This is a genomic window from Candidatus Villigracilis sp. (assembly GCF_057083605.1).
Genome location: NZ_JBXMTI010000050.1, coordinates 1 through 7,366, shown reverse-complemented (window position 1 = coordinate 7,366; position 7,366 = coordinate 1). Strand labels below are relative to the sequence as shown.

Annotated in this window: 7 protein-coding genes; 6 read left to right on the top strand and 1 reads right to left on the bottom strand. The window is 49.3% G+C overall.

From position 1 onward, the window contains the following. A partial coding sequence (locus AC14M5_RS08200; protein WP_484029163.1) for a hypothetical protein occupies positions 1–211 on the top strand: 211 nt, incomplete at its 5' end. 37 nt (positions 212–248) lie between these two features. Here the strand turns inward: AC14M5_RS08200 and AC14M5_RS08195 are convergent. Beyond that, positions 249–1,028 (bottom strand): DUF3825 domain-containing protein, encoded by a 780-nt coding sequence (locus tag AC14M5_RS08195; protein ID WP_484029162.1) that lies wholly within the window; start codon positions 1,026–1,028, stop codon positions 249–251. A 420-nt stretch (positions 1,029–1,448) separates the two neighbouring features. On the opposite strand from AC14M5_RS08195, the gene panB reads away from it, so the two are divergent. From panB to AC14M5_RS08170, 5 genes are all read left to right on the top strand, one after another. Further along, positions 1,449–2,333 (top strand): 3-methyl-2-oxobutanoate hydroxymethyltransferase, encoded by an 885-nt coding sequence (panB, locus tag AC14M5_RS08190; RefSeq protein WP_484029161.1) that lies wholly within the window; start codon positions 1,449–1,451, stop codon positions 2,331–2,333. A 108-nt stretch (positions 2,334–2,441) separates the two neighbouring features. Next, entirely contained in the window at positions 2,442–3,338 is an 897-nt protein-coding gene (locus tag AC14M5_RS08185) for a ketopantoate reductase family protein (protein WP_484029160.1), read from the top strand. A 403-nt stretch (positions 3,339–3,741) separates the two neighbouring features. After that, positions 3,742–4,644 carry a zinc-ribbon domain-containing protein gene (locus AC14M5_RS08180; protein ID WP_484029159.1) on the top strand — a complete coding sequence of 301 codons (903 nt, stop codon included), beginning with the start codon at positions 3,742–3,744 and terminating at the stop codon, positions 4,642–4,644. Positions 4,645–4,693: 49 nt separating this feature from the next. Beyond that, the gene (locus AC14M5_RS08175; protein ID WP_484029158.1) at positions 4,694–6,154 is read left to right on the top strand and encodes a sensor histidine kinase; all 1,461 of its coding nucleotides are present in this window, start codon (positions 4,694–4,696) and stop codon (positions 6,152–6,154) included. A gap of 1 nt (position 6,155) precedes the next feature. After that, the gene (locus tag AC14M5_RS08170) at positions 6,156–6,806 is read left to right on the top strand and encodes a response regulator (RefSeq protein WP_484029157.1); all 651 of its coding nucleotides are present in this window, start codon (positions 6,156–6,158) and stop codon (positions 6,804–6,806) included. Positions 6,807–7,366: the final 560 nt, after the last annotated feature.

The window sequence follows — 7,366 nt, the reverse complement described above, 5'->3', positions numbered from 1 at the left end:
GTCTTCATCGTTCCACCTCCTGGCTCCCATACCAGAAGGTGTAACACATGTTCTTTCAGTTTTTTGCGTTAGAACTGTAACGCATGTTCTTCCAGTTTTTCTGTTACAGATCTTGTTCCAGTTCACAGCTGGCGTTACCAGCGGCTGGCGAGGAAAAAGCTCAGAAGCGGAAACCTGCCAAAGCTCAGAAAAAGCTCAAAAAACGCGGTGACTCCCACTCGTCGGGTGCACGCTGTGTTGGCTGGCGTTTATGGTTGCAACCACTCTTTGTCAGGGCGTGCGAGTTGTCTTGCATTGTTATAAGCCATATCTAATGTAAGGCAGGTTGACGCACGATAAAAATCCGAAAATCTTTCAATGGCTATTGCTAAATCAGCCTTTGCAGGATTTGTGAGGCAAAGAGGCAATAGTAGTTGAATAGTACCTTGAAAATATTGAGGAACGGCTGTTTTGTAGTTTCGCTTGACTCGCTCACGCACACTGTCAATTGCGCCCTTTACTATATTCTGTAGGGCGAAATCACTCATTGCCTGCAATTCGGCAGGAAATCTGATGCGATTATCTGCAATAATGTGCTCGATGTTTGCTCGCAACTCTTTTCTTGTGTCATAAACCAGAACAGATGGATCTTCAAAATAATGACACATTTCAGGTAATGCGTCAAAACGATTTAATTCCCATTGTCCGCGACGAGCAAACTTTGAAAAATGCCAGTAAGTTTGTCGGTCAGCAAATTGATTTTCGCTAAACAAAATATAAATGGGTTCTTGGTTTGGGGTGATTAGACCTGTGTTCCAACAAGCGAACTTTTCATCTTTTGTGACCGCCACCTTTTTTTCTTCAGCAATCCTTCTGTATGTATATTTGATGTAGTTTTCTAAAACAGGATGAGGGGTGGGCGATGCCGTGAGTTTGTACCCCCAATCTTCGTGGTCAGCCAAGTCGTTTGCCAGATACTCAATATCGCTTTCCCACTTAGGCATGAAAGCGAATTCTCGAAAACTGGCAGGTAGGTCGTAAGCATTCATTTATATTTGATATCCCTTCATAATTCTATTTCAAAGGAGCCAGCCAACTATGGTTTATACAGCAATTTTGCTGCATAACACCTTATATATTCCATAACCGCCATTATACGCCTATCCCTCTGCCTCGCCAGAAAGCAGGCAAGGTCCAAAAATACCATCCTCTGAGGTAAAAACCGTATTTCATCATCTTCGTAAAGCGGAAAAAGGTCCGCATTTTTCAGACAAAATTTTAATACCCGAAATCATGCTTTTATGTATAATATCCATGTCGCACGTATCCACAAGAACGTGACGGCGTTAATCCCATCAAACCGAAATCGCGTGCACATCAGGGGTGCCAGCACGCAATCCCGCACATCTCGAAAAGAGATAAAGGAAATGTGCGGGACAAGTCGGACTCTACCTTTATCGGAGGGTACCATGTCAACTGTAACACCAGTTTCAACCAGCACGTCACAGCAGCGTAAAAAGGTGACCACGCTCACGTTCCGCCAGAAGAAGGAACGCGGCGAGGTGATCACCATGCTCACCGCCTACGACTATCCCACCGCCATGGCGATAGACAAGGCAGGCATTGATTCCATCCTCGTGGGCGATTCGCTTGCGATGGTGGTATTGGGCTATGAAAACACATTACCCGTCACCATGGAAGAAATGCTGCATCATGCCCGCGCCGTCTCGCGTGGGGCAAAAAACTCCATGCTTATCGGTGATATGCCATTCATGTCTTATCAGGTTTCTGTGGAGGAAGCTGTCCGCAATGCCGGGCGCTTCCTGCAGCAGGGCGGCATGGATGCTGTCAAACTTGAAGGCGGACGCGAACGGGCGGATGCTGTCCGCGCGATTGTGGGTACAGGCATCCCTGTGATGGGGCATCTCGGGCTCACGCCGCAATCTGTCCATCAGCTGGGCGGATTCCGCGCACAGGGCAAAACTGCTTCCGCCGCAAAACGTTTGCTTGAAGATGCGCAGATATTGGAGGATGCAGGCGCGTTCGGCCTGGTGCTCGAGTCCGTGCCTGCGCGATTGGCGGAATTGATCTCGAAGAAGATTTCCATTCCCACCATTGGGATTGGCGCAGGCGCAGGTTGCGACGGCCAGGTACTGGTCACTCATGACCTGCTGGGTCTGTTCGACCGCTTCACTCCCAAGTTCGTCAAGAAGTATGCAAACTTCCATGAAGAAATGAACAAGGCTTTCACTGATTACATCGACGATGTTGAAAGCAAACGCTTCCCCGCTGTTGAACACACGGTTGAAATGACGGATGAAGAATGGAATATGTTTCAAAAGGAAATCAAATAATTTTTCGTCATTGCGAGTCTTCGAGAAGCAACCTCCAACACTACGAGGAGATTGCTTCGCCGCAAAAGCAAGAGCGTGGCTCGCAACGACATATTAAAGGTAAATACAATGAAAAACGATATTCTACTTGTCGGTACTGGCGCATTGGCTACACTTTTTGCGGCGCGATTAAGTGAAGCGGGTCATTCCGTGTCCATGCTTGGGACGTGGAGGGATGGATTGAAAGCGCTTCAAGAAAACGGCGCACGCATTCAGGATACGAATGGAAATGAACGCACATATAAAGTGCGTGCCACAAATGATCCTCATGAAGTGAGCGGTGCGAAGTATGCGCTGGTGCTGGTCAAATCATGGCAGACGGAACGCGCGGCGCATCAACTCAAAGAATCGCTTGCAGATGATGGTCTCGCTGTCACTCTTCAAAATGGACTCGGCAACCGCGAAACGCTCATGCGGGACCTTGGGCCTGCTCGTGTTTCATTAGGCGTTACCACCACTGGAGCGACTCTGCTCGGCCCGGGCCTGGTGAAAATGGGCGGGGAGGGAGTCATTTCCTTGGAACAGAATCAGGCTCTCGGTCCGCTTGAGGCGGCTCTTCGGTCATCCAACTTCAATTTACAAATCGTGGACGATGCCCAGTCGCTCATCTGGGGCAAGCTGGTCATCAATGCAGCCATCAACCCATTGACAGCGCTGCTGCGAATCCCGAATGGTGAGTTGTTATCACGTCCGCAGGCGCACAAGGTGATGTCTGCTTTGGCGCGCGAGACCGCAGAAGTGGCAGAGGCGGAGCATGTACATTTGCCGTTCAGCAACCCTGTTTCGGCGGCGGAAGATGTGGCGAGAAAAACTGCGAAGAATATGTCATCCATGTTCCAGGATGTGCGGCGCGGCGCTCCCACTGAAATCGACGCGATCTGCGGCGCGGTGATGAGGCATGGTCAGAAGCATGGAATCAAGACTCCATATAACCGTGCGTGCTGGAGATTGGTACGCGCAATTTAGAAATAGGTCTGGTAGGGTTTATCCGCAGATTACGCAGATTTGGCAGATTTTTCTTTTCTGCGTAATCTGCGGATGTTATTTTTTGCGGTGACTATAAAAAGGGTGACATTTATCCGCAATAGTGCGTGACTTCGTCTATGCACTTCCGAAAAACCGCATGGTAAGATAAAGAAAAACCATTATTTCATATCCGTCATTTCCCATTCGGGAACGATGTGCGAGGGCGTACTTGCTCTTGCCTGACACTTGCGCCGCGCACCAGTGCGGTGAGCAATCTCAGTAGCGACGTGCGAGATTGCCTCGCCGCCAAAGAACAAGAGCGGCGACTCGCAACACTTGCACCGCTTGCAAGTGCGGTGTGACGAGGTCGGTATCAAAAAAACTTTATCGTTTGGAGGTATCCATGCGCAAGCTACTGTTAATTTCGGTATTGGGGTTGATGTTTGTATTTCCCTCTTTGGCATTTGTACAAACTAATGCAACCCTTTCCAACATGACCGTACAGTTATGGCCTGAATATGACCAGCCCAGCATGTTGGTGATCTCAGATTTTCAAGTGGCCGCAAGCACGCCATTACCAGTTGACCTGACCTTTCGTATTCCACCGGAAGCAAATTTGGTGGCAGTGGCATCTCTTACAAGCGACGGTAACTTTTTAAATGCCTTGTTCGACGGGCCAAGAGAAGATGGGGAGTGGCAGGTTTTCACAGTGACGATCAGTGAGAACACAATCTATAGATTTGAATATTATCAGCCGCTCACGTTCAATGGAAACCAGCGCATCTTTTCCTATTTGTGGGATGGGGAATATGCGGTAAATGAATTCCATGTCCTTGTATTGGAACCCACGGATGTTGCATCATTATCGATGAACCCGGCTTATGAGTCTATATCCCAGGAAAATGGAAGCAATTATTACGACAGCGGTATCAAAAATCTTGCGCGCGGCGAACAATTTTCCTTGAACCTGACGTACGAGAAAATAACAGACACTTTGGTTGCACCACCGGAGGGCATTCAACCTGCTGCACCAGTGGATGAAAATACACCGGGCCGCGTGTCGCTTAACAATTCGCTGCCTTATATTATCGGCGGTTTGGGTGTGGTGATGATCATTGGCGGAATTGTGTATTACTGGCAAGCAGGACGTTCCTCTTCCAAAAGATCAAGGCACAGAGCCCACGCTGTTGTTGAGAGTGAGGATGATAGCGAGGAAGCCTATTGTCCTCAATGCGGTACGCGGGCGAAGCATGGTGATCGTTTCTGCCGTGTATGTGGTGCGCGCTTGAGGCCGCAGGAAGAGTAGTGTAGGAGACTTCGGAAGTCTCAAAGACTTCCGAAGTCTGAATAACCACATGAACCAATCACCTCTCATCATCATCTACTTTTTTTACGGCCTTGCGTTTTTTAGCATGGGCTTGCTGGTGGCAATGGAAGGTGGTCGTTCTACAGATGCACGCTTGAGGATGGCCCTGCGTCCGCTGGCGGCGTTTGGGCTGGTACACGCGGCGCATGAATGGCTGGAAATGTTAAAGGTCATGGGGCATTTGAGCGGCTTCTTTACACTCATCTTCCCAATGATCGCGCTTTCACTTTTAGCCTTTTCCTTTCTATCGTTAGCCGCGTTTGGCTCCTACCTGGTATTGGGGAGCGAGTCTACATGGCGGGTGAGTCTCATCATTCCGCTGGCACTTGAAGCCGTTTGGGTTTATGGCTTGCTTGCTTACAAAGGCATGTATGCGCAGGATGAAATTTATGCCATTGCCGATGTCTGGACGCGTTATTCGATTGCCATCCCTGCCGGTCTGCTGGCTGCGGCTGGGCTTGTAGTGCAGCAGCGCACCTTTCGCCGTGCGGGGCTGGTCAGTTTTGGGCGCGATAGTTTGTGGGCTTCGGTTGCTTTCGGCTGGTATAGTCTCGTCGGTCAGATCTTTACTGCGCCGAGCAAATTACCTCCATCCACTTTCTTAAACTCTGAAGCATTTATAGATTTCTTTGGCTTTCCCGTTCAATTGCTGCGGGCGGTCACAGCCATTTTTGCTTCGATCTTTGTCATTCGTTTCCTGCGCGCCTTTCAAGTGGAAAATGATCGCAAGATCGCAGACTTGCAGGAGGCGCGCCTGCATGAGTCACGTGAACGGGAGGAACTGCGCGCTGAATTATTCAGAAAAGTTGTTGCCGCCCAGGAAGCCGAAAGGCAGCGCATTGCGCGTGACCTGCATGATGAAACGGGCCAGTCCCTTACGGCCATAGGCATGGGCCTGCGCGGTCTTTCAGATGAATTAAAACATCGCAAAGGTCAGACCGACACTTTGCATGAATTACAAATCCTCACATCTGACTCTTTACGTGAATTACAACGCATCATATCGGACCTGAGGCCTGCTCACCTCGACGACCTGGGTTTATCTGCCACCTTGAGATGGTACACGAGCCGCCTGCAAGAGATGACTCGCCTTATCATCAAAGTGAATATCGAGGGTGAAGAACATGTCCTGGATGAGGCCGTCAAGATCGCTATCTTCCGCATTATTCAAGAGGCGTTGAACAACATCATCAAACATGCACGTGCCACCAGTGTGAGTGTGAACTTGGATTACAAGGAAAAGTCCGCATATATTCTGGTGCGTGATAACGGCATAGGCTTTGATATGGATGCGGTTAAAAATCGTATTGGTCGTGTATCGCTGGGGTTGGCAGGCATGGGCGAACGCGCCGCTCTGCTAGGCGGGACTGTGGAAGTTCACTCGCGGCCTGATTACGGGACAGAGGTAGAAGCGGTGATCCCATATAGCCTGGTAAGGAAAGAGGAATAGAATGACGATCCGTTTGCTATTGGTGGATGACCATGCCGTTGTACGTTCAGGCTTGAAGATGCTGCTGGGTGGGCAAAAGGAAATGGAGATCGTTGGCGAGGCTGCCTCTGCCGCAGAGGCATTAATGGAAACCGAGCGTGTACAGCCCAATGTTATTTTGATGGATATTGGCCTACCCGATAAAACGGGGATCGAAGCCACTCGCGAGATAAAAAGAAAATTTCCAGATGTGAATATCGTGGCATTGACCATTCACGAGGACGAGGAATATTTCTTCCAAATGCTGGATGCGGGCGCATCGGGCTATGTCCCCAAGCGCGCCGCTCCCGAAGAATTGATCACAGCCATTAAAGCGGCAGCCATCGGGGAGGTATATCTATATCCATCACTCGCAAAATTGCTGGTGCGTGATTTTTTCAATTCCGAGCGTACAACCGATGAAAAGGTAAACCTGGATGGATTGACAGATCGTGAACGGGAAGTGCTAACTCATCTAGCAGAAGGCGCCAGCAACGACGAGATCGCCACAGTTCTGGTCATCAGCCCGAAGACAGTGGAACGCCACCGCGAGAACATCATGCGGAAGTTGAACCTACATTCGAGGTCGGAGTTGGTGAGGTACGCGATCCGCAAGGGGATTATTAAGGCGTAGGGGGAAGGGCAGTAATAAGTAAAGAGTAATAAGTAACAAGTGAAGTGCAAAGACTTTCATTGTGAGGTGAGAGTCTTTTTTTATTAACTCACCTTATGCAGTGTCATTCTGAGCGAAGCGAAGAATCTCTGATTTCAGGGTTAGAGACCCTTCGCTTCGCTCAGGGAATCACGCTAGGATGCGTGAAGCGAGAGTCTTTGTATGGTTATATGTTGCGGTTTTATCGAATAAAGGATGCTGTGGTTGGTTTTCAACCCTGAAGGGGTGTGATGATTATAGATGTAATAGTTGTTATTTCAAATCCCGAAGGGATGACATAGGTCTTGATTGTGTCATTCCTTTAGGGCTGGGGCGTGGGGCGAATCACCCATCAGATTGGGGAAAGGCCTGGGGTGTTGCCCGCAGATTTGGGCGGGGAAAGATGCGTGAGTCCTTCATCCAAGATGGGGAGCGAGCCGAATTTACTTTATTTTAAGGAAGCCGTATCCTATGGGCAGGATAAAGAAAGGAGATAGCTATGAACGGTTCTGAGATCATCTTATTGCTCTTCCTGGTTCGCC